1 protein-coding gene is annotated in these 1,312 nt (G+C 62.4%); it reads left to right on the forward strand.

The window, feature by feature from the left end; all coding sequences use genetic code 11:
• The first annotated feature begins 76 nt into the window (after positions 1–76).
• Positions 77–1,283 (forward strand): IS3 family transposase gene (locus OXR00_RS19550; RefSeq protein ID WP_267389899.1). Its coding sequence is split into 2 segments (ribosomal slippage): positions 77–411 and positions 410–1,283, totalling 1,209 coding nucleotides; the frame shifts between segments, so codons are not numbered across the junction.
• The last annotated feature ends 29 nt before the right edge of the window (positions 1,284–1,312 follow it).

Consider the following 1,312-nt stretch of genomic DNA (forward strand, 5'->3'; position numbering starts at 1 on the left):
TGAACTGGCCCCCGTTTCACCCGGACAGGTTTGAGCCTAATACGGAGGCTTAGGGATAGCCCCTGAGCATAGGCTTATGTCTTTGTCTGAGATCATCACTGATGGCGGTCGGCGCCGTCACTGGAGCGCCGCAGAGAAGCTTAGGATCGTCGAGGAGACACTCGATGGTCGCGAGAGCATCTCGATCGTCGCCCGACGCAACGGTGTCGCACCCAATCTCTTGTACCGTTGGCGCCGGCTGATGCTCGAAGGTGGGAGTGTCGCTGTCACCGGCGACGATGACGTGACCAGCAACCGCGAGGTGCGCGAGATGGAGAGCCGCATTCGCGAGCTTGAGCGCCAGCTCGGCCGGAAGACGCTGGAGGTGGAGATCCTCAAGGAAGCGCTCGATCGTTCGCGCCCAAAAAAACGACCTTGCTCATGCGCTCACCGCTGCCGGAAGATTTCCGGTGAGCCTTGTGGCGAGCACGCTCGGCGTAGCACGCTCGACGGTATACGAGCGCGTCACTGGTGCCATCACGACCCGCGGCCACTACACCAAGGCCGACGACGCGCAACTGCTGCCGCTCATCCAGCAAGTCGCCGCGCAGCGGCCAACATATGGCTACCGCCGCATCGCGGCGGTCCTCAACCGTCAGCTTCGCGCGGAAGGAGCTGACCCGGTCAACCACAAGCGCATCTACCGGATCATGGCGGTAAACCGCCTGCTGCTGGCACGGCGCTACACCGAGCGGCCCGACTACGGCCACGACGGCGTTGTCGTGACCATACGGTCAAACCTGCGTTGGTGCTCGGACGGCCTCGAGTTCACGTGCTGGAACGGTGAGATCGTCCGAGCCGCCTTCATCATCGATGCGCATGACCGCGAGGTGATTGCCTGGCGCGCGGTCGCCAACGCCGGCATCAGCGGTTCCGATGTGCGCGACATCATGCTGGAAGCCGTAGAGGCCCGCTTCGGTGGACCGCGCGCAATGTCGATGGTCGAGATGCTAACCGACAACGGCTCGGCTTATAACGCCCGCGAGACGCGGATCTTTGCACGCCAACTGGGCCTGAAGCCTTGCTTCACGCCTATCCGGAGCCCGCAGTCCAACGGCATCTCCGAGGCATTCGTACACACCCTCAAACGAGATTACGTCCGCGTCTCACCGCTGCCCGACGCACATACCGCGTTGACATCACTCGCTGGCTGGATCGAAGACTACAACGAACACCACCCGCACTCGGGTCTCAAAATGCGTTCGCCGCGCGAGCATCGCGCAATGGGTTCAACAACCGCTTGAACCTGTCCGGCGAAATAGGGGCAAGATCA

Source organism: Sphingomonas sp. GC_Shp_3 (assembly GCF_026540945.1).
Taxonomy (GTDB): domain Bacteria; phylum Pseudomonadota; class Alphaproteobacteria; order Sphingomonadales; family Sphingomonadaceae; genus Sphingomonas.